20 protein-coding genes are annotated in these 21,921 nt (G+C 47.0%); 11 read left to right on the top strand and 9 right to left on the bottom strand.

The features are described from left to right. The first annotated feature begins 458 nt into the window (after nt 1-458). Nucleotides 459-716, top strand: coding sequence for a helix-turn-helix domain-containing protein (locus PSI22_RS17500; protein ID WP_038223181.1), 258 nt, complete (start codon nt 459-461; stop codon nt 714-716). 334 nt (nt 717-1,050) lie between these two features. Here PSI22_RS17500 and fis read toward each other — a convergent pair whose 3' ends face one another. The 9 genes from fis to acuI form a co-directional block, all read right to left on the bottom strand. Next, complete coding sequence (gene fis / locus PSI22_RS17495; protein WP_010847912.1) at nt 1,051-1,347, bottom strand: DNA-binding transcriptional regulator Fis; 297 nt, start codon at nt 1,345-1,347, stop codon at nt 1,051-1,053. A 7-nt stretch (nt 1,348-1,354) separates the two neighbouring features. Beyond that, nucleotides 1,355-2,338: a tRNA dihydrouridine synthase DusB gene (gene dusB, locus PSI22_RS17490; RefSeq protein WP_273580850.1), complete on the bottom strand. Its 984-nt coding sequence runs from the start codon at nt 2,336-2,338 to the stop codon at nt 1,355-1,357. A gap of 284 nt (nt 2,339-2,622) precedes the next feature. Next, complete coding sequence (gene prmA, locus PSI22_RS17485; protein ID WP_273580849.1) at nt 2,623-3,504, bottom strand: 50S ribosomal protein L11 methyltransferase; 882 nt, start codon at nt 3,502-3,504, stop codon at nt 2,623-2,625. A gap of 53 nt (nt 3,505-3,557) precedes the next feature. Continuing rightward, nucleotides 3,558-5,003: a sodium/pantothenate symporter gene (gene panF / locus PSI22_RS17480; protein WP_273580848.1), complete on the bottom strand. Its 1,446-nt coding sequence runs from the start codon at nt 5,001-5,003 to the stop codon at nt 3,558-3,560. Then, nucleotides 4,993-5,235: a YhdT family protein gene (locus PSI22_RS17475; protein WP_038197304.1), complete on the bottom strand. Its 243-nt coding sequence runs from the start codon at nt 5,233-5,235 to the stop codon at nt 4,993-4,995. Before PSI22_RS17475 ends, panF begins: the two co-directional genes overlap by 11 nt. Nucleotides 5,236-5,681: 446 nt before the next feature. Beyond that, nucleotides 5,682-7,031, bottom strand: coding sequence for an acetyl-CoA carboxylase biotin carboxylase subunit (gene accC / locus PSI22_RS17470; RefSeq protein WP_273580847.1), 1,350 nt, complete (start codon nt 7,029-7,031; stop codon nt 5,682-5,684). Between the two features lie 11 nt (nt 7,032-7,042). Continuing rightward, nucleotides 7,043-7,498, bottom strand: coding sequence for an acetyl-CoA carboxylase biotin carboxyl carrier protein (gene accB / locus PSI22_RS17465; protein ID WP_038192475.1), 456 nt, complete (start codon nt 7,496-7,498; stop codon nt 7,043-7,045). Nucleotides 7,499-7,516: 18 nt separating this feature from the next. After that, on the bottom strand, nt 7,517-7,978 hold the full coding sequence (gene aroQ / locus PSI22_RS17460; RefSeq protein WP_273580846.1) for a type II 3-dehydroquinate dehydratase: 462 nt from the start codon (nt 7,976-7,978) through the stop codon (nt 7,517-7,519). Nucleotides 7,979-8,117: 139 nt separating this feature from the next. Then, on the bottom strand, nt 8,118-9,107 hold the full coding sequence (gene acuI, locus PSI22_RS17455) for an acrylyl-CoA reductase (NADPH) (protein ID WP_273580861.1): 990 nt from the start codon (nt 9,105-9,107) through the stop codon (nt 8,118-8,120). Between the two features lie 649 nt (nt 9,108-9,756). Here acuI and mreB point away from each other — a divergent pair. The 10 genes from mreB to PSI22_RS17405 all read left to right on the top strand — a co-directional run bounded on the left by mreB (nt 9,757) and on the right by PSI22_RS17405 (nt 21,542). Further along, nucleotides 9,757-10,800, top strand: coding sequence for a rod shape-determining protein MreB (gene mreB, locus PSI22_RS17450; RefSeq protein ID WP_038192479.1), 1,044 nt, complete (start codon nt 9,757-9,759; stop codon nt 10,798-10,800). 108 nt (nt 10,801-10,908) lie between these two features. Next, a complete protein-coding gene (gene mreC, locus PSI22_RS17445; protein WP_273580845.1) occupies nt 10,909-11,943 on the top strand; it encodes a rod shape-determining protein MreC in 1,035 nt (344 codons plus the stop codon). Beyond that, nucleotides 11,940-12,428 (top strand): rod shape-determining protein MreD, encoded by a 489-nt coding sequence (gene mreD, locus PSI22_RS17440; RefSeq protein WP_038186570.1) that lies wholly within the window; start codon nt 11,940-11,942, stop codon nt 12,426-12,428. Before mreC ends, mreD begins: the two co-directional genes overlap by 4 nt. Nucleotides 12,429-12,500: 72 nt before the next feature. After that, the gene (locus tag PSI22_RS17435; RefSeq protein ID WP_273580844.1) at nt 12,501-13,088 is read left to right on the top strand and encodes a Maf family protein; all 588 of its coding nucleotides are present in this window, start codon (nt 12,501-12,503) and stop codon (nt 13,086-13,088) included. After that, nucleotides 13,085-14,554: a ribonuclease G gene (rng, locus tag PSI22_RS17430; protein WP_273580843.1), complete on the top strand. Its 1,470-nt coding sequence runs from the start codon at nt 13,085-13,087 to the stop codon at nt 14,552-14,554. The genes PSI22_RS17435 and rng overlap by 4 nt, the downstream gene beginning before the upstream one ends. Before the next feature lie 47 nt (nt 14,555-14,601). Further along, complete coding sequence (gene yhdP / locus PSI22_RS17425; RefSeq protein ID WP_273580842.1) at nt 14,602-18,438, top strand: AsmA2 domain-containing protein YhdP; 3,837 nt, start codon at nt 14,602-14,604, stop codon at nt 18,436-18,438. Continuing rightward, entirely contained in the window at nt 18,435-19,283 is an 849-nt protein-coding gene (gene nit1 / locus PSI22_RS17420; protein WP_273580841.1) for a deaminated glutathione amidase, read from the top strand. Before yhdP ends, nit1 begins: the two co-directional genes overlap by 4 nt. Nucleotides 19,284-19,301: 18 nt before the next feature. After that, a complete protein-coding gene (gene tldD / locus PSI22_RS17415) occupies nt 19,302-20,747 on the top strand; it encodes a metalloprotease TldD (protein WP_273580840.1) in 1,446 nt (481 codons plus the stop codon). A 44-nt stretch (nt 20,748-20,791) separates the two neighbouring features. Next, nucleotides 20,792-21,268 (top strand): ribonuclease domain-containing protein, encoded by a 477-nt coding sequence (locus PSI22_RS17410; protein ID WP_273580839.1) that lies wholly within the window; start codon nt 20,792-20,794, stop codon nt 21,266-21,268. Between the two features lie 4 nt (nt 21,269-21,272). Then, on the top strand, nt 21,273-21,542 hold the full coding sequence (locus PSI22_RS17405; RefSeq protein ID WP_273580838.1) for a barstar family protein: 270 nt from the start codon (nt 21,273-21,275) through the stop codon (nt 21,540-21,542). The last annotated feature ends 379 nt before the right edge of the window (nt 21,543-21,921 follow it).

Below are 21,921 nucleotides of genomic sequence, written 5' to 3'. Positions count from 1 at the left end.
TTAATAAATTTATTTTAAATCAATTGGTTATAATCAGTAAGGTTTATGCCAATTTTACTCCATCAATTCCATTGTGGATTCAATGTGCTTTTTTGCAACCAAATGGCACAAAGACGACTATCATATTTGCGTGAACTCAGAGTAGCAAGGGTATCAGATCTCATCTGGACAGCATATAACGCAAAAAGTTAAGCGTTTATACTGATTCGCTTATTGAAGCAGATAAACCAATCAGTTAAAGTAGCCCCGCCATTGGCAAAATCCGATGGTCAAGGTTTCGCAGCCTTGTAAAGAGTCATCCACTGGTAGGAATTTTCTACCAGTGTGTCTGCTATCGCCCTTTCAATGGCGGTTCAGACAGGGGAGGCTTCGGCCTCGCCGGACGATGACTCCCGGTACTGCGAACCCTGTCTTGAATCGCCACCATCAATGTTCAATTAATGGAAGGGGTAGCAGGAATGAATAACGTTAAAAATGATTGGCATCAAGCTGATATTATCGCTGCATTACGTAAACGTGGTACAACCTTAGCGGCTGTTTCTCGTGAAGCGGGACTCAGTTCTTCTACACTGGCAAATACGCTCAGTCGTCCGTGGCCGAAAGGCGAATGGATCATCGCTAACTATCTCGAAATACATCCATCTGAAATCTGGCCCAGCCGCTATTTTGATTCGTATGGTGAATTGATTGAACGCAAGGTTCGGGATAAATCATAAAAAATAATCAGTTCCATTTAAAAATCATCGGGAAGATAGCCGTAACGGGGTATCTTCTCACTGTAATAACATTTTCTTCTCACACTCCAATAACTTTTGACAAAACCCATCGAAACCTCTTCACAAGGTTGCCCGAGTAAAATGTACTGTCCCGCTCACTAACAACGAGTTTCACCAATAGTGCTTCTGTCAACATTATTGATGTTCTCATCTTATACCGCGCTTATAAATTCGTTCAGAAAACCATGTATAAACATTTGTATAAACACCAACAAAAAAAGCACTTCCCCTAAAAGAGAAAGTGCTTTTATAACAACATGATCTAAGACTAGGATCAGTTCATGCCGTATTTTTTCAGTTTCTTACGCAGAGTACCACGGTTGATTCCCATCATCAGGGCTGCGCGGGTCTGGTTGCCACGGGTGTATTGCATCACCATGTCCAACAGTGGCTGTTCTACTTCAGCCAGTACCAGCTCATACAGGTCATTAACATCTTGACCGTTCAGTTGAGCAAAATAGTTCTTCAGTGCTTGTTTAACTGAGTCACGCAGAGGTTTTTGAGTTACCTGATCTTGTGAATTTACAGTAGCAACGGTTAGTACATCAGAATTTACGCGTTGTTCGAACATAGTTCTGTCAGCTCTTTTCTTTATTTACGCAAAAATTTTCGAAGTATGCCTCCAACGCCTCCAGCTGTTCGCTGGCATCCTCAATGGCGTTGAATGTGCGCCGAAACTGGTCATCAGGAGCATGTTCCTTGAGGTACCAAGATACATGCTTGCGTGCAATACGAACTCCTTTGCCTTGACCGTAAAAGTCATGCAGTTCTCGTACATGCTCGCTCATTAAATGCTGCACTTCGCCAAGAGGCATCGGTGGCAGCAATTCTCCTGTTTCCAGATAATGCTGGATTTCCCGAAAGATCCAGGGTCTTCCCTGAGCAGCGCGGCCTATCATCAGGGCATCAGCCCCGGTGTATTCAAGCACTGCTCTGGCTTTAAGCGGGTCAGTAATGTCGCCATTAGCAATAATTGGAATGGCAACAGTCTGCTTAACTGTCCGAATGTTATCGTACTCGGCCTCACCATTGAACAGACAGGATCGCGTCCTGCCATGTATTGTAAGAGCCTGAATACCGCAACGCTCAGCCAATTGGGCAATTTTTACACAGTTACGCTCTTCTGGTGACCATCCAGTGCGAATTTTCAGTGTGACAGGCACATCAACCGCGTTGACTACCGCAGAAAGGATTGCTTGAACCAATTCTGGATAACGCAGTAATGCAGAGCCTGCCAGCTTACGATTCACCTTTTTGGCTGGACACCCCATATTGATATCAATGATCTGAGCGCCATTGGCAACGTTGATTCTCGCTGCCGCCGCCATCTCATCAGGATCACTGCCGGCAATTTGTACAGAACGCACTCCGGATTCGTCGCGATGAACCATACGCAGCCGAGATTTATCCGTCTTCCAAACCTGTGGGTTGGAAGAAAGCATTTCTGATACTGTCATTCCTGCACCCATGTTATAGCATAGCGATCGAAACGGGCGATCTGTTATGCCAGCCATAGGAGCTGCAATAAGACAGTTTTTCAACTGGTATTGTCCGATACGCATAGGCGAAGAAAGAGTGGCCAACTGTGACTAAGGGCGCGTATATTACGCATTTTTCACAAGATATGAAAGGCCAAACTTTGAGCGAATCGATATTTATAACAGAATTTTTCCAGTTGATTTTTTAAAAGTTGGTCAATTACTTTTAAATAACATCAAGTTACATATTATTGATGAAATTTATCGTTACCTGCATTTATCATGATGAAGCGAGCGGATTACCACCAATTAACCCCCTAAGTGATCATTTTAGTGGATAATCTCGCTTTTCAATAGACATCAAGTGATTATTTTTTAATCCCAGTAATGCGGCACCACTCTTCCTGTTCTGCAATCGGATCGATAATAAATTCATTGTTATAGGCTTGGGCAACGCCTTCTGCCTGACTTGCCAATACGCCGGACAAGCCCAAGAATCCGCCAGATTTAGGCAGTGAGCCAATGATAGGCGCGAGTTCACGCAATGGGCCAGCCAAGATATTGGCAATGACGATATCACATTTGAGGTCTGCTGGCTGATCTTTCGACAAATAGAGTGTTAGCTGTGCGGATACACCGTTGCGTTCCGCATTATCCCGGCTTGCCTGAATCGCCTGTGGGTCGATATCAATGCCGATGGCCTGTTTTGCCCCGAGTTTCAGGGCGGCGATAGCCAAAATGCCAGAGCCGCAGCCGAAGTCGATAACCGTTTTATCTGTCAGGTCGAGGCCGTCCAGCCATTGCAGGCACAGGGAAGTCGTTGGGTGAGTGCCGGTGCCAAATGCCAGACCGGGATCGAGCATCACATTGACGGCATCCGGCTCTGGCACTTCTCGCCAGCTTGGGCAAATCCACAAGCGATTGCCGAAACACATCGGGTGGAAGTTATCCATCCATTCACGTTCCCAATCTTTATCTTCCAGCTGCTCGATTTTATGAAGGAACCCTTTGCCAAGCTGTGGAACCTGTTCCAGTTGACTGACTACGGCTTTCATATCCATTTCTGCATCATACAGCCCGATAACATCGGTATCGCCCCACAAGCGGGTTTCTCCCGGCAGAGGTTCAAAAATCGGCGTATCGTGGCTGTCCTGAAAGGTTACTGACACCGCGCCGCTTTCCATCAACTCGTCACCGAGTGCTTCGGCCTGTTGTCCCGTGGTGTTTAATCTTAATTGTATCCAAGGCATAAAAATTCTCTTTCTGTGAATCAATTTCTTATAGAAATGATGTTATATCGCTGCTATTGAGATGCGGCGGTTTGTTGGTATTTACGGCTGCCAATCATATTCCCTATCCCGAAGGCCAGTAAACTGAATAACAACGATGGCACAATCGGATGGAAGCCAAAAATCTGGATATTGAAACTGGCCAGCAGCGTGTAGCTCGTGGCACCGATGATCATCGAGCCGATGGCACCATATGCATTGGCTTTTTCCCAGTATAGCCCCAGCACCAGTGGCCAAAGGAATACTGCTTGCAGCCCGCCAAACGCCAGTAGATTCAGCCAAATAAGCATTTCAGGTGGGTGCCATGCGGCCAGCAGCAGCAGCATTCCTAAAAATAGAGTGGAGTAGCTGGAAATGCGAGAGAGCTTTTTCTCTTGGCTGATTTGCTGGGGGAACAGGTTTAAATAGAGATCTTTGACGATAGTGGCTGAAGATTGCAGCAGTTGGGCATTAATTGTTGACATGATCGCGGCCATCGGTGCCGCCAGAAAAATACCCGCAGCGACAGGCGGCAGTACGGTGATCATCAAAGTTGGGATCACTTGGTCCGGGATGGTCAGATCAGGAATAATCGCTCTTCCCAAAGCGCCCGCAAGGTGCATACCGAACATCAGGATCGCCATCACGATAGTGCCGATGATAATACCACGATGGACGGCTTTGCTGTCCCGATAGGAAATGCAGCGAACAGCGGTATGTGGCAGCCCGATAACACCAAAGCAGACAAGTACCCAGAAAGACGCCATAAATGGCCCTGTAAGGATATTATCAGCACCGTAGGGCGAAACTAGGTTGGGATCGATGGCGCGCAGTGTGGCGACGGCTTTTGACAAACCTCCGGCTTTGTAGATGATACCTGCCAGCAATATTACGGTTCCCAGCAGCATGACCAGCCCCTGTAAGGCATCGTTGAGGACACTGGCTCTGAACCCGCCAAATGCCGTGTAAAGCGCGATTGAAATGCCAAAAATCAGTAATCCGGTATCGTAGGGGATACCTGCGGCTGTTTCCAGTAAACGAGCGCCGCCAACAAACTGTACGGTCATCGCCCCGATAAAGGCGACCAGCAGGCTCAGGCTGGCAAACCAGACCAAAAAACGGCTCTGATAGCGGGCATACAGCATGTCATTCAGGGTGACAGCGTTGTAGCGGCGGGCGAGGATGGCAAATTTTTTCCCCAGCACGCCGAGGGAGAGCCATATCGCGGGCAATTGGATCAGCGACAGCAGAACCCAGCCGATACCGTACTTATAAGCTGCACCGGGGCCGCCAATGAAGGAGCTGGCGCTGATGTAGGTTGCCGTGATGGTCATGGCCAGTACAAAACCGCCCATTGAGCGATTGCCGAGAAAATACTCATTCAAAAATTCGCCTGTTTGGCGGCGGCGGTAAGCATAGATTGACAGCAGGAAAACCAACGCCAGATATCCTACCAGAGGTAAGATCACTTCAGTTTGCATTATCATCCTCCAATGGAACTTCCTTGAATATAAACGCCACCATCAACCAACAGAGGATGATAAACAGGGCTGGCAGTAGCAGGCAGGCCAACTCGAACCAGTATGGCAATCCGGTTAAGCCCGTGGCATCACTGGGTAAATAGGCGCTGACTAACCAACCAACAAGATACGCCAGCGTCAGGAATACTGCCCAGCGCGCTTCTTTGTGGGATTGAACAAATCGTCTGTCCATCCGTTCTCCGGATAACTTATATAAAACAATGTGGAGGGAATTGTACGGTAACCTGCGGATTTATTCAGGGGAAAATGTGCCGGAAAAATTAGCAAACTGTATCGTTGAGCCTGATTCGGGTTTTATTTGCATATTAAAAATAATCATTTTATTTTTGTATTATGAGGGTGGGTTTTTTATATTTTTTGTCTTATTGGCGTTGTGTTTAATTTGAGTGATATAGAAAGTTAAATAAAATTAAAGTAATAATATGTTGTAATAATAAATCAAATAATTATTTTTCCAGTTAAAAATATTATCATTAACAGCTTGAAATATATTAGCTATATTCATTTCTTAAATCATAAGTGGTTTTTCTTTCCACTATGAAAACAGAAAATCCCACCTTTAAAAAGATGGGATTTTAATCATTCAAAGCAACAACGTCTGAACGTCAGCAAGAAACCTTACTTCTCCTGCAAACCCAGTTTCTTCTCCAGATAGTGGATATTGGTTCCGCCTTTCTGGAAATTCTCATCATTCATGATCGCTACTTGCAGGTCGATATTGGTTTTGATGCCATCAATGATCAACTCAGCCAGTGCGTTTTTCATGCGTGAAATGGCAATTTCACGGGTTTCGCCGTACGTGATCAGCTTACCAATCATGGAGTCATAGTAAGGCGGTACGGTATATCCTGCATAGATATGGGATTCCCAGCGCACACCGAACCCGCCCGGAGAGTGGAAATGGGTGATCTTGCCCGGGCTTGGCAGGAAGGATTTTGGATCTTCTGCATTAATACGGCATTCGATCGCATGACCGTCGATCACGATATCTTCCTGCTTGATGGACAGTGGCAGGCCAGAGGCAATGCGCAACTGCTCTTTAATCAGGTCAACGCCGGTGATCATTTCTGTGACGGGGTGTTCAACCTGAATACGGGTGTTCATCTCGATAAAGTAGAACTCACCATTTTCATACAGGAATTCAAACGTACCTGCCCCGCGATAACCGATTTCGATACAGGCATTGGCACAGCGCTCACCGATAGTGCGGCGCAGTTCTGCCGAAATACCCGGTGCTGGCGCTTCCTCTACCACTTTCTGGTGACGGCGCTGCATGGAGCAGTCACGTTCAGCTAGGTAGAGAGCATGACCCTGACCATCTGCCAGCACCTGAATTTCAACGTGACGTGGGTTCTCAAGGAATTTCTCCATGTAGACCATGTCGTTGTTGAAGGCGGCTTTCGCTTCTGCGCGGGTCATGGCGATGGATTGCTCCAAATCTTTGTCGCTGCGTACAACGCGCATACCGCGACCACCACCGCCACCTGATGCCTTGATGATCACCGGATAGCCGATGCGTTTCGCAATGGCTTTATTTTTCTCGGTATCATCCCCTAATGAGCCGTCAGAACCGGGAACACAAGGGACACCTGCTGTTTTCATCGCGTTAATGGCAGAGACTTTATCCCCCATCAGGCGGATGGTTTCTGCTTTAGGGCCGATGAAAATAAAACCAGAACGTTCTACTTGTTCAGCAAAATCGGCGTTTTCAGACAGGAAACCATAACCGGGATGGATTGCCTGAGCACAGGTAATTTCTGCCGCAGAAATAATGGCAGGAATGTTCAGATAACTTTTTGCTGATGCCGCAGGACCGATACAGACGGTTTCATCTGCCAGCAGGACGTGTTTCAGGTCACGATCTGCCGTAGAGTGCACCGCAACGGTTTTGATCCCAAGCTCTTTACAGGCTCTCAGGATACGCAGTGCAATTTCACCACGGTTAGCAATGACAATTTTCTCAAGCATGGAACGCCTCGTTATTCGATGACGACCAGTGGCTCGTCAAATTCAACAGGTTGACCGTCTTGTGCCAGAATCGCTCTAACCACGCCGGTTTTGTCAGCTTCGATCTGGTTCATCATTTTCATCGCTTCAACGATGCACAGGGTATCGCCCTGATTAACACGCTGGCCAATTTCGATGAAAGCTTTCGCATCTGGGCTTGGTGAGCGGTAGAACGTGCCGACCATTGGGGAGCAAACGGTATGACCGATAATTTCCGCTGGTTTTTCAGCAGCCGCTGGAATGGCTGGTGCGGCGGCTTGCACAGGTTGTTGAACAGGCGCTGAAATATATTGCTGAGTCATTGGCATGTGCTGGGCTGCTGCTATACGGCTGATACGTACTGACTCTTCACCTTCAGAAATTTCCAGTTCAGAAATACCGGATTCTTCAACCAGCTCGATCAGTTTTTTTATTTTACGAATATCCATGAATGTGGTTCCGTACTCTTAGGTAAATGAGTTGAATGTTGACAAGCGGTTGACCGCTGCCTGTAATGCGAAGCTATAACCATCTGCACCCAATCCGCAGATCACGCCAACGGCAATATCAGAAAGATATGAATGATGGCGGAATGGCTCGCGGGCATGCACATTGGAGAGGTGAATCTCAATAAATGGGATATCGACCGCTAGAAGTGCGTCGCGTAGTGCCACACTGGTATGCGTGAATGCCGCAGGGTTAATCAAAATAAAATCGATATTGCCCCGCGCCGTATGAATTCTCTCAATCAATTCAGATTCTGCATTGGATTGCAGATGGGATAATTCGACTCCCGATTGGTGAGCTTCTTTTGACAGTTTGCTGACGATGTCATCAAGCGTTAACTTGCCGTAGGTCTCTGGCTCTCGCGTTCCCAACAGGTTCAGGTTGGGGCCATTCAAGAGTAAAATGCGAAACTTGTCTGCCATTGTGCGGGTATCTCCGGCAATCTGTCAACAATCGACCAAGATAACTCGATGTCAACGGTTTGTCATCTTTTTCTACTATCATTATTTGTAAATTTGGCGATGAAGCCCGACATTATAAACATATCGTAGCATTTAGCAGCTAAATACTGGTCTTATCAGCTACCTTTACCAACGTTCTGCCAGTCATTTGGTTGTTTATCAGTTTATTGGCATATTCGACCACTTGATCTAATGAAATTTCAGTGGTGGCCTGTTGATAAAAGGCGTCAGGTAACAATTTTTGTAATCTTTTCCAAATATCAGGGCGTTTTACGGCAGGCACGGTGACTGATGCAATGCCCTGTAAGCGAACATTACGCAGAATAAATGGCATCACCGTCGTGGGCAGTTGGCTGTCACTCGCCATGCCACAAGCGGCGACAGTGCCGTTGTAATGCACCTGTGCCAACAGAGTTGCCAGTACTGTGCCACCGACAGTATCAATGACGCCGGCCCAGCGCTGTTTCTCCAGCGAACGCGATGGCTGATTAAAATCAGTGACAGGCAGGATCGTCTTTGCGCCCAGTGAAAGTAAATAATCTTGGTTTTCGGTTTTGCTGCTGATGGCGACGACGGAATATCCCAGTTGTGACAGCAGAGTAATCGCTGTGCTGCCGACCCCGCCACTGGCGCCGGTAACGGCAATTTCTCCACTTTCAGGCGTCACACCCCCTTGCTCCAGCGCCATGACACACAACATGGCGGTGAAACCGGCTGTGCCGATGATCATGGCTTGTCTGGCGCTTAACCCCTGCGGCAATGGTGTCAGCCATTCACCGGAGACTCTGGCCTGTTCTGCCAGCCCGCCCCAGTGATTTTCACCTACGCCCCAGCCCGTCAGCAAAACGTGTTGGCCGATATGAAAGCGGGGATCTTCAGAATGATGGACAACCCCAGAAAAATCGACTCCCGGCACCATCGGGAATTGACGGATAATTTTGCCTTTCCCAGTAATAGCAAGGGCGTCTTTGTAATTGAGTGTTGACCAGTGGACATCCACAACGACATCGCCTGAGGGCAGTTGCGAGGTATCAATATTTTGAATAGAGGCTGATAATGTCTCGTGTTGCTCAAGTAATAAGGCTTTCATCATTATTCTCTCTTGATGGGTTTTTTATATCCGACACCATCACCATTTTGACATCACCACAATATAGATAAAATTGAGAGTGCTGAAACGGGCGAGCAGCAATATTGTGATGGAGAGTGGCAAAACCGCGATTATTTATTTTTGTTCAAGATGACAGTGTAAAAGATCAAATGCACAGGGTAACAATCAGGAAAATGACATTATTGATCGGTTCAGAATAATCCTTATTTTTACCTATTACCGTTGATGGGGACGCTATTTTTGTCAATGCGCTATCCGGGGTGGCAAAGATGTTGAGAAAAAACACGTTTTGGTTGAACTTGCAGAAGCGATTACAGGTCAACATAGAAGCAGTAAAATCGGGGTAGTGGTATCGCGATATGCACTATAATGTTGGTTTTTGAGGCATTTGATCATTTTAGGGCATAGTGATGAGGTTATCGGTGAAATTAACCCGTTTTTATGCAGTTTTTTTCTGCTCCGTTAGAGAAAAGTAACGTAGAATATTGTGTGTCTGATATGAATAATAACGTAGCCACTTTTATTGAAGTAGTAAAAGTAGTTAGTGATGCGCCTTGTCGCTGCTTCATGTGGTTGGTAGAGTAGACGGACAATATCCGTCCCCAGCTTGCAGGATTATCCTTTCGTTATGTTAAAGAAATTTCGTGGCATGTTTTCCAACGATTTGTCCATTGACTTGGGTACTGCCAATACCCTTATTTACGTCAAAGGCCAGGGAATTGTACTCGATGAACCTTCTGTCGTTGCTATCCGTCAGGACAGAGCCGGTTCACCAAAAAGTGTTGCCGCTGTAGGGTCGGCAGCAAAACAAATGCTGGGGCGTACTCCGGGTAATATCGCAGCCATCCGTCCGATGAAGGATGGGGTTATTGCTGATTTTTATGTCACGGAAAAAATGTTGCAGCATTTTATCAAACAGGTTCACAACAACAGTTTCATGCGCCCAAGTCCACGCGTACTGGTCTGCGTACCTGTTGGGGCAACTCAGGTTGAACGTCGTGCTATTCGTGAATCTGCCCAGAGCGCGGGCGCACGGGAAGTCTTTTTGATTGAAGAGCCAATGGCAGCAGCAATCGGTGCCGGTCTGCCTGTTTCTGAAGCAACTGGCTCAATGGTTGTGGACATTGGGGGTGGTACGACTGAAGTTGCAGTTATTTCCCTCAATGGCGTTGTTTATTCCTCTTCTGTCCGTATCGGCGGGGATCGCTTTGATGAAGCGATTATCAATTATGTTCGCCGCAATTATGGCTCCCTGATTGGAGAAGCAACAGCAGAACGTATCAAACATGGAATTGGTTCTGCTTATCCAACGGATGAAGTCCATGAAATCGAAGTACGTGGCCGTAACCTTGCTGAAGGCGTACCGCGTGGCTTCACCCTGAATTCCAATGAAATCCTTGAAGCCTTGCAGGAACCATTGACCGGTATCGTCAGCGCAGTTATGGTCGCACTGGAACAGTGCCCGCCAGAACTGGCTTCTGATATTTCGGAACGCGGTATGGTTCTGACGGGGGGTGGTGCGCTGCTGCGTAATCTTGATCGCCTGCTGATGGAAGAAACAGGCATTCCTGTCATTGTAGCTGAAGATCCTCTGACCTGTGTTGCCCGGGGTGGCGGCAAGGCGTTGGAAATGATCGACATGCATGGTGGCGATCTGTTCAGCGAAGACTGAACGTAACTCTGCGAGCTGGGGGGCGATTATGTGTTATCGGAGCCTCCTTGCTGTTTGTTCGGGAGTTTGATCGTTTATGACACAACACAGCTTAACAATGCGCAATTTATGAAGCCGATTTTCAGCAGTGGATCTTCTCTGCAATTACGACTCTTTTTAGCTGTTATTATTGCCATTATTCTGGTTGTGGTAGACAGCCGTTTCGGTTTTTTTAATAAAGTCCGTAGCTATATGGATACGGCAGTCAGTCCTTTTTATTTTCTGGCCAATGGGCCACGCCAATTTCTGGATGGCATCTCTGAATCTCTGGCTACCCGTAAGCACCTTGAGATGGAGAATAATACCCTACGCAATGAGCTGCGGTTACAGAACAGCAAGCTTCTCTTGCTGGGGCAACTGAAACATGAAAACTCCCGTCTGCGTGAATTACTGGGATCACCCGTGCGTCGTGATGAACACATGATGGTATCGCAGGTGATTTCGGGTGGCATGGATCCTTATCGAGATCAGATAGTCATTGATAGGGGAGCTAAAGATGGCGTGTATGAAGGGCAGGCTGTCATCAGTGATCGGGGGGTTGCTGGTCAAGTCATTTCAGTGAGTCATTTGAGCAGTCGGGTATTGTTGATTTGTGATCCGACTCATGGGTTGCCTGTTCAGGTCATGCGCAATGATCTCCGTGTGATTGCTGCTGGAGCCGGATGTACGGAAGATCTGCATCTAGAGCCGATGGCAAGCGATACCGACATTCGTGTTGGTGATGTGCTGGTGACATCGGGTCTGGGCGGGCGTTTTCCCGAAGGGTATCCGGTCGCGGTGGTGTCTTCCGTCAAAATAGACAACCAGCGGGCTCATGTGGTTATTCGTGCACGTCCACTGGCTGAATTACGACGCCTGCGCTATCTGCTGTTGTTGTGGGGATCAGATAACGATCCGTCGGAACCGTTGCCGCCTTCCGCAGTACATCGCGCAGCAAATGAACGCTTGATGCAGATGTTACCTGAGGTACTGCCAAATCCACTTGAAGAAAAACCGCCGCTTCCGACGCAGGATTCAGGTGAAGGAAAAGAAGGCAATAAAGAGGGGAATAAAGTACCGTCTGTAACAAAGCCCTCATCTTCAGCTACAGGAAATCGTCAATGAATCAATATCGTAGTCGAGGGCGCTGGGTCATCTGGTTATCTTTCCTGATTGCAATCGTGTTGCAGATTATGCCGTGGCCGGAGCAGTTCTATATGTTCCGGCCTACCTTGCTGGTGCTGTGCTTAATTTACTGGCTGCTTGCGATCCCTCATCGCGTCAGTGTGGGTACGGGCTTTGTATTGGGCATCATTACTGACTTATTACAAGGCAGTGTTCTCGGTGCGCATGCTTTGGCTTTCAGCATCATTAGTTTCCTGGTGGTGTTCAAGTTTCAGTTAATTCGTAATATGGCGCTCTGGCAGCAAGCACTGGTTGTCGTGGCGCTTTCAACGCTGATGAATCTCTGTGTTTTTCTGGCTCATGCTTTGATACCAAAGACGCTTTTCCATCCAGAAGTGTTCTGGAATGGCTTGGTCAATGGTATTCTCTGGCCTTGGCTATTCTTATTAATGCGGAAAATCCGTCGTCAATTTTCAGTTCGTTAAAGGCAGTTTCCTGTTTTTTAATGGACTGATATTAATAGCCTCCAATGCAATATGCTTTAAGGATGACTCACGATGAAAACCCTTTACTTAGCTTCTGGCTCACCAAGGCGGTGTGAGTTGGTGGGAATGTTAGACTTTAATTTTGAGATTCTGACACCACAGGTCGAAGAAAAATGGCAAGAAGGGGAATCACCACAGCAATATGTCAGCCGACTGGCCAGAGAAAAATCACAGGCTGGCGTGACGATAGCACCGAATGACTTTCCCGTTCTGGGTGCGGATACTATTGTTGTATTGAATCACCGTATTCTGGAAAAACCGCGTAATCCACAACATGCGGCTGAAATATTGAGTGCTTTGTCTGGGCAGAGTCATCAAGTTATGACGGCTGTAGCTTTATCGAACAGTCAGCACACCCTAAGTGAGATAGTCATTACAGATGTGATATTCCGCCAGTTATCCCAACAGGAAATACAGGAATATATTGCAACTGGGGAGCCGATGGATAAAGCCGGCGCTTATGGCATTCAAGGTAAGGGCGGTTGTTTTGTCAGAAAAATTAATGGCAGTTACCATGCTGTTGTCGGCTTACCACTGGTGGAAACATATGAATTAATCACACGATTTTTAGCATTAGCTGATGGGAAGCATTATTCATGACAGCAGAGTTATTAGTCAATATCACGCCATCCGAAACGCGGGTTGCTTATATTGATGGCGGTATTTTGCAGGAAATACATGTTGAGCGGGAAGCGAGAAGAGGCATTGCCGGAAATATTTACAAAGGTCGGGTGAGCCGGGTTTTGCCCGGAATGCAGGCGGCTTTTGTTGATATCGGGCTGGAGAAAGCCGCCTTTCTTCATGCTTCGGATATTGTGCCTCACACCGAATGTATTGCGGGTGAAGAGAAGAAGAATTTCCATGTCAGAGATATAGCCGAGCTGGTTCATCAGGGGCAGGATTTGATCGTGCAGGTGGTGAAAGATCCCCTCGGCACAAAAGGTGCCCGATTGACGACAGATATTACCCTGCCATCCCGTTATCTGGTGTTTATGCCGGGAGCCTCTCATGTTGGTGTTTCACAGCGGATAGAGAGTGAAGAAGAACGCGAACGCCTGAAATCCATTGTGATGGATTACTGTAATGAGCATGGGGGGTTTATTATCCGCACGGCCGCCGAAGGTATAGGGTCAGAAGAGCTCGTACAGGATGCCGCATTTTTGCAGCGCCTGTGGGGTAAAGTGATTGAACGTAAGAAACGTAATATCACCAAAAATAAAGTATACGGTGAGCTGGCACTGGCACAGCGTGTTCTGCGTGATTTTGCGGGCGCTCCTCTTAATCGTATTCGGGTGGATTCCCGTCAGACATTCCTTCAATTACAGGAATTCATCGACGAATATATTCCTGAAATGAACGCCAAGCTGGAGCATTATCAGGGAAGTCAGCCTATATTCGATCTTTATGATGTTGAAAATGAAATTCAGCGAGCGCTGGAACGTAAAGTAGAATTAAAGTCGGGTGGTTATCTGATTATTGATCAAACGGAAGCCATGACGACAATAGATATTAATACTGGCGCTTTTGTCGGGCATCGTAATCTGGAAGAAACGATCTTTAATACCAATATTGAAGCCACTCAGTCGATTGCCCGTCAATTAAGGCTGCGTAATTTAGGTGGGATCATTATCATTGATTTTATCGATATGGGTAATGAAGAACACCGTCGCCGTGTATTGGCTTCTTTAGAACAGGCATTGAGCAAAGACCGGGTGAAAACGACCATTAATGGCTTTTCCCAACTTGGTCTGGTGGAAATGACCCGCAAGCGGACACGGGAAAGTATCGAGCATATTTTATGTGATAACTGTCCGACTTGTCAGGGACGTGGCACGGTAAAATCCGTTGAAACGGTATGTTATGAAATTCTGCGTGAGATTGTGCGTGTTCACCGCCTCATTGATGCAGATCGTTTTCTGGTTTATGCCTCTCCTGCTGTGAGCGAAGTCCTGAAAGGGGATGAATCTCACGCCTTGGCTGAGGTGGAAATTTTTGTGGGCAAACAGGTTAAGGTACAGACAGAACAACTCTACAGTCAGGAGCAATTTGACGTTGTGATGATGTAAAACCACCGGTTTGCAGAGAGATAACGCTGACAACCAAGGAGAAATGCGTGAGGCGACTGCCGGGGATATTATTAGCGACAGCCGCAATAGTCGTTATCATTGTGGCTTTGCTTGTCAGCGGGTTACGTTTTTTCCTGCCACATATCAATGATTATCGTCAGCAAGTGGCGGAAAAAATTGCTGCCGTGACGGATATACCTGTCCATATGGGTTATATCAACGGCCATTGGGAATCATTTGGCCCCAGTTTGGAAATCCGTGATATCAGCGCCAAAACAAAGGATGCGAGTTTTCAGGCTAAAAAGGTGACGCTTTCCCTGAATGTCTGGCGTTCGCTTTTACAATGGCGCTGGCATTTCCGTGACCTGTCTTTTTATCAACTGGAAGTCAGTTACGATAAGCCCCTGTTTAGTGGGAAAGATGAAAATCTACTTTCGGAGCCAGACAGCCTCTCTTCCTTTGTTCTTGAGCAACTTAATCATTTTGATTTGCACGACAGCCGCTTGACCTTCCAGACGCCATCGGGTGAAAAAGCGCAACTGATACTGCCACAACTGACATGGTTGAATAAAGACGATCGCCATCGAGCACAGGGAAGCGTCAATCTTTCTTCGATTAATGGTCAGGAAGGCGTTGTTCAGGTGAAATTTGACCTGAAAGATATCAATGGGGTTCTGGATAATGGTGTTATCTATTTACAGGCTGATGATATTGATATGCGGTTGTGGTTAAGCCGTTGGTTAAGAGATAACACGGGGCTGGAAAGTAGCCGTTTCAGTCTGGCGAGCTGGATTACCCTGAAAGGGGGAAGAATTGACAGCGGGCGTCTGCAACTGAAGCAAGGAGAAGCCAACTGGTATGTTGGTAGTGAAAAACACCAGCTTGCGGTCAGTGACCTCATTCTGCAAATGCGCCGGCAGGGAGAAGGTTGGCTGTTTAATATCCCAAATCTGGCAAATCTGAAAACCAATGGTCAGCAGTGGCCAGTGGGACGCATTGCGGCGCTGTATGTTATGCAGGCGGACAAATACCAAGGAAAAGATCACTGGCGTCTCCGTGCTGAAAATATTCAACTTGAACGTCTGAATGGAATATTGCCATTACTCTCTTCTGTGACACCGGATGTTGTCAAAGATTGGCAGCATCGGCAGCCGAAGGGAATACTCAATCACTTTGCCCTTGATATCACGCCTGAATTACCGGATAGCCCAATGGGAATTGCCATCAAATGGCAGGATGTTAGCTGGTTACGCTGGCAGGATCTGCCTTCTGTCAACCATTTCAGTGGAACATTGAGTGGTAATAAGCAGTGGGGAAGTCTGAAATTTGAGCTAAAAAACAGTACCGTTGATTATCGCAGCTTGTTTCAGGCGCCGTTCGACATTACGAGCAGTGAAGGGCATTTCGCCTGGAGAAATGACCCTCATGGGTTGAAGGTGTGGGGGCGGGATCTGGATTTACAGGCCAAATCATTATGGTTCAATGGGGATTTTAACTATTTGTTACCCAAGAATGAGCCGCCAGTGCTGGAAATACTTGCGGGAATTCGTGTTGATGATGCGGGAGAGGCATGGCGTTATTTTCCCAGGCCACTGATGGGGGCATCATTGACGGACTATTTGACCCACTCCCTGATTAAAGGAAAGATCGAGAATGCCACTCTGCTCTTTCAAGGTAATCCCCACGATTTCCCGTTTAAGCAGAACAATGGCCAATTTCAGGTTTGGGTTCCTTTGCGCCATGCGACCTTTCAATATCAACCTGACTGGCCTACTTTGTTTGATTTTGATATCGATCTGAATTTCCAAAATAACGGATTGTGGATGCAGGTACCGAAAGCGAAGTTGGGAAAAGTCGATGCCACCCGGCTGACTGCCGTGATCCCCGATTATGGCAAACAGAAGCTATTGATTGACGGCGAATTATCGGGGAATGGCAAAAGTATCCACGATTATTTTAAACACAGCCCATTGGCGGGATCTATCGGCAGTGCGCTGGATGAGTTACAACTTGATGGCAGAGTTGATGGTAAGCTCCATCTGGATATTCCCTTGGAGGATGGCAAAGTCAATGCGAGTGGAGAGGTGGTATTGCAAGATACCGCACTGTTCATCAAGCCATTGGATAGCAAAATGGAACATGTGAGTGGGAAATTTCGCTTTGATGACGGCAAACTGCAAAGTGATAAATTATCCGCTCAGTGGCTGGGACATCCTCTGTCCCTGCGGTTTACCACTCAGGATTTACCAAAACATTATCAGGTGGATATTGATCTGAATGCGCACTGGGCTGCCGGGAAATTACCGGAAGTCCCCGCCGAAATTCGCCGCCAACTATCAGGAACGTTGGATTGGCAGGGGAAAGTGAACATCGCTATACCTGCACAAAGCACATCTTCACACACTAAACCGCAACAAAATGGTGTGAAATACCGTGTTTCGATCAATGCAGGTTTGTCACATATCAACAGTAAACTGGCTGCATTGGACACCGAATTGCTACGGGAATGGCAGGGTATCGATGTTCTTGCTGAGGGGGACATGAACCAAATACAGATTAAAGGTTCACTGGGAAAACAATATGCATTCAATACCCAATGGCAATTGGGAAAAACGCATGCCCGACTGCAACGCGGTATTATGAATAGCGAGGGTAATGGCACCCCCATACTGCCCGAGAAGTCGCTGCTGGCGTTAAATCTGCCTGAAATTGATGGCGAAAAGTGGTTGCCGCTGATAGCGCCATTGATGTCTGGCTCATCAGAAAATGATGGCCTGTTATGGCCGGAAATGTTCGAAATTTCCATGCCGTCACTGAAGATTGGCGGTCAGCGCTGGAATCAGCTCGTCTTCAATATTGTCCAACAGGCCGATGGCATGAAGGTCAGCGCGGTGGGAGAAAAGCTCAAAGGCAATCTGTTGATTTACCGTCATGAGCCGTGGCAAGCCTCAATCGATTACCTTTATTATGATCCGCAGTTTCCTGAAGATTCATCGGCTGGCTCTAATACGTTAACTTCAGACACCACGGAGGCCAAAAAATACGGCTTGCGCCATTGGCCGTCACTGAATGTTAAGTGTGCAGAGTGCTGGGTTGCCGGGCTGAAACTCGGCAAAGTATCCGGAACGGTGATGCCGGAAGGTGATTCACTGGTTTTGACAAATGGACAACTGGAGAACCGTGCGGGCAAATTGACATTATCTGGGCGCTGGGGTGAAAACGATATTGGAAACTATACTCAGGCCAAAGGGCAATTATCGGGACAAAGATTCGATGAGATGGCGGCTTATCTGGGGTTTATCGTCCCAATCGTCGATGCGCCGTTTAAATTTGATTTCGATCTGGGTTGGCGGGGGACTCCGTGGAACCCCGATATTAAAACGTTGAATGGTACACTGACGGGCGAGACGAAAAAAGGCGCTATAGCCAAATTGGGTGGTGGTCGGGCGGGGCAATTGTTAAGACTGATCAGTTTTGATGCATTGCTGCGTAAATTACAATTGGATTTCAGTGACACATTCAGTAATGATTTCAACTTCGATTCCATTCGTGGCGACACAACGATCAAAAATGGCGTCATGTATACCGAAAACTTCCGTATTGATGGGCTGGCGGCGGACATCGATGCGGAAGGTCAGACAGACTTGGTTCGTCGACAGATCAATATGGAGTTGGTGATTACACCGGAAATCTCGACAACGGTTGGTGTGGCGACAGCTTTTGCGGTCAATCCTGTGGCAGGTGCTGCTGTTTTTGCGGCGACAAAAGTGTTGGGGCCTCTGTGGAGCAAAATATCGGTCATTCGCTACCGGCTCACGGGTAGCCTCGAACAGCCTAAAATTGATGAAGTTTTACGTCAGCTTAAGGAGAATAAAGGGTCATGAAAAACGTCAATGTTGCACTTTTACAATTATGCAGTGGTGCGAATGTCAAACATAATTTAGCGCAAGTTGAACAGCAGATTAAACAACTGCCGGATACGGTAAAATTGGTTCTGACCCCGGAAAATGCGTTACTGTTTGCAGACGCTGATACCTATCGCGAGTATGCAGAAGAACAGGGAAGTGGCCCGTTGCAGCAAGCTGTGAGTGAAATAGCACAGCGTTATGGTGTCTGGTTGCTGATTGGTTCAATGCCGATGATCAGCCGGGAAGATCCGACTCGCATCACGAGCAGCAGCCTGTTGTTTGATGATCAAGGGGAAATCCGTGCACGCTATGACAAAATCCACATGTTTGATGTCAATATCAACGATGAACATGGTGCCTACAATGAATCCGCTGTTTATCAGCGTGGGGAACACATTACCGTTGTCGATACGCCTGTTGGCCGTTTGGGGATGGCTATCTGCTATGATCTGCGCTTTCCTGGACTGTTTCAGGCACTGCGTGAACAGGGGGCGGAATTGATATCTGTTCCTGCTGCCTTCACCCGCCTGACAGGTAAGGCACACTGGGAACCTCTCCTGAGAGCACGGGCAATCGAGAACCAGTGCATCATTCTGGCACCCGCACAGGTTGGGGTGCATGGTACTCGCAGAACATGGGGGCATTCAATGGCGGTGAGTGGCTGGGGGGAAGTTATCAAGAAAAATCCTCTGACCGTCAGTGCATTACAGCTCAACATCCGTCGGGATAGTTTGACTCACATGCGTGAGCAGATCAAAGTCGTGAAACATAATCGATTCCGTCCACAACTGACTTCTTTGATAAAAAAGAATACAAATTAAGGTAAAAGAGTAATCACTATGAGTTTAACTTTTGTCAGTGACTATTTACTGGCTGCTAATAACCTGAATCACCAAGATTTATTTTCTGTATTGGGACAATTGGCAGAGCGCCGTCTGGATTACGCCGATCTCTACTTTCAATCTAGCTACCACGAAGCATGGATTTTGGAAGACCGCATTATTAAGGATGGCTCCTATAATATCGATCAAGGTGTGGGCGTTCGGGCGATCAGTGGAGAAAAAACCGGCTTTGCCTATGCGGATCAAATCACGCTGAATGCCTTGCAGCAAAGTGCTCAGGCAGCACGCAGCATCGTACGGGAAGCGGGTAATGGCACCGTGCATACATTGGGGGCGGTGACACATAAAGGGCTGTACCCAGCGATAGACCCCTTGCAGAGTATGAGCCGGGAAGAAAAAATTGCCTTGCTGCACCGGGTTGATCAGATTGCGCGAGCTGAAGATCCCCGGGTACAGGAAGTGAATGCCAGCCTGACAGGGGTTTATGAACAGATGCTGGTCGCGGCGACTGATGGCACATTGGCCGCAGATATTCGCCCACTGGTACGCCTCTCTGTCAGCGTACTGGTCGAAGAAGATGGTAAGCGTGAACATGGTTCCAGCGGAGGGGGCGCGCGTTATGGCTACGAATACTTCCTGCAAACGGCTGACGGACAGGTTCTGGCAGAACAGTTTGCCCGTGAAGCGGTACGTATGGCACTGGTCAATCTTTCTGCTGTTGCGGCTCCTGCGGGCACAATGCCCGTCGTACTGGGCGCTGGCTGGCCGGGTGTTTTACTGCATGAAGCCGTGGGACACGGTTTGGAAGGCGATTTTAACCGCCGTGGTACTTCGGTCTTCTCCGGCCAGATCGGGCAGCAAGTTGCCTCTGAACTGTGTACCGTGGTCGATGATGGCACGATCGAAGGGCGTCGTGGTTCATTATCTGTTGATGATGAAGGTGTACCGGGGCAGTACAATGTGCTGATTGAGAACGGCATTCTGAAAGGTTACATGCAGGACAAGCTTAATGCGCGCTTGATGGGTCTGGCTCCGACCGGTAACGGTCGCCGTGAATCCTATGCACACCTGCCGATGCCGCGAATGACCAACACTTATATGTTGGCGGGGAAATCTACACCGGAAGAAATTATCGCCAGTGTTGATCGTGGTCTGTACGCACCGAATTTCGGTGGTGGCCAGGTGGATATCACTTCCGGAAAATTTGTCTTCTCGACATCGGAAGCTTATTTGATTGAAAACGGCAAAATTACCAAACCGGTGAAAGGTGCCACACTGATTGGTTCGGGCATTGAAGCTATGCAGAAAATATCGATGGTTGGTAATGATCTGGCTCTCGATAAGGGCGTTGGAGTGTGTGGTAAAGAAGGACAGAGTGTACCAGTGGGTGTCGGGCAGCCAACATTGAAACTGGATAATCTGACCGTGGGGGGAACCGCTTGATAATTTCTTGAGTGGTATAATAATAAACTAAACGTGAGGTCATTATGAAAAAGAGCATACTAGCAGGTATCTTATTGATTTTGGCTTTTGTATCTATCACTTTTGCCCAAGGCTCTGAGTCGGTTGGTGCAGAAAAATCACGGCAAAATACAGAGGTATTGGAGAGCGCCTCTTCTGAACCGATTGGCGTTCTGACTAAACCGAAACGTGTTGCGCAGTATCTCCGCCAACATAACAATAGTAGACTACCCGATTATTACCTCACGAAGGCACAGGCGCGTAATCTTGGTTGGGATGCCCGTAAAGGCAATTTATGCCAAGTCTCGCCGAATACGGCGATTGGTGGAGATCGGTTTTCCAATCGTGAAAATAAGTTACCGAAAAAACGTGATCGTCAGTGGTTTGAAGCGGATGTGAATTATAGCTGTGGACACCGAGGCAGTGATAGATTGCTCTATTCTAATGATGGCTTGATCTATCTGACAGTGGATCATTACAAGACGTTTAAAAAATTGGAGTAATGATATGAAAAAAGTGGAATTTGATTTTGACCGTATCCCTGACTTAGAAACCTTCTATTACGAATTTAAGGAGAGTTTCGATATTGGTGATTATTTTGGTGCAAACTTGGACGCCCTGTGGGATGCGGTAACGGGTGGCATTGAGTTGCCGGTTGAGATTAGTTTTATCCACTTTTCGTCGCAGAAACGAGTGTATTTTGCGGCTTTAGTTTTGCTGTTTGAAGAAGCCGAAGAAGAATTGGAAGGGGAATTGCAGTTTAACACCGTAGGGTGAGTTTTCCTTTCTTGTTCGTGAGTTTGGGCTTTCTGTTATATGACCGTGAGCACCTGAGATATTCCTCAGGTGCTCTATTCTACTTATTGAGCAAAGAAAATCGTATAACCTATTTTTATAGAGAAGACGAAAATATTTTATCAAGTGGGGAAAATTTTTATAAATATCATTAAAATGGTAAAAATATCAGATGTATTTATATTATTTTTTATCATCATTTGGGATGATCAATGGTTTTGTTTGGACTGGGGATATATTTCTTTTTTTGATTATTCAGCAGTGTATTGCGATATTTGTTTTAATGATTAATATCTAAAAGCATTTGATATTAAAGGATTTTTATTTGTTCTTCTGTTTTGTTTATATATATTTTAAAATA

This window comes from Xenorhabdus aichiensis, assembly GCF_028598775.1.
Classification (GTDB): domain Bacteria; phylum Pseudomonadota; class Gammaproteobacteria; order Enterobacterales; family Enterobacteriaceae; genus Xenorhabdus; species Xenorhabdus bovienii.
This window is presented reverse-complemented; position numbering and strand designations above follow the sequence as displayed.